The sequence below is a fragment of the Variovorax sp. 01N429 genome (genome assembly GCF_056399425.1).
Window position 1 is genome coordinate 1 of record NZ_JBFTRG010000252.1, and the last position, 360, is coordinate 360.

The 360-nt window shown below is 71.1% G+C and carries 1 protein-coding gene; it reads left to right on the forward strand.

From position 1 onward, the window contains the following. The coding region (locus tag AC1DSF_RS31485) for a PNPOx family protein (RefSeq protein WP_478184229.1) at nucleotides 1-357 on the forward strand (357 nt) is incomplete at its 5' end. Nucleotides 358-360 lie beyond the last annotated feature (3 nt).

Sequence of the window (360 nt, forward strand, 5' to 3'; positions counted from 1 at the left end):
TTGCAGAACGTCGTCACCACCGGGCGCGCCGGGCTGCTGTTCGTCATCCCGGGCCGCACCACGACGCTCCGGGTCAACGGCCGCGCCTGCGTCTCCACCCGCCCGGAGCTGCTGTCGCAACTCACCGCCGTCGGCAAGCCGCCCGCCAGCGCGCTCGTGGTGGGGATCGAGGAGGTCTACCCCCACTGCCCCAAGTCGCTCATGCGCAGCGGCGCCTGGAAACCGGAGGAGTGGCTCCCGGCGGACGCCCAGCCGACGTCCGCCGCGGTGACGCTGGCACAGCTCCGCATGCCGGACCTGACGATCGCCGACATCGAGCAGGCGGAAGCGGATTCGCTGAAGTACCGCTACGAGTAGCAC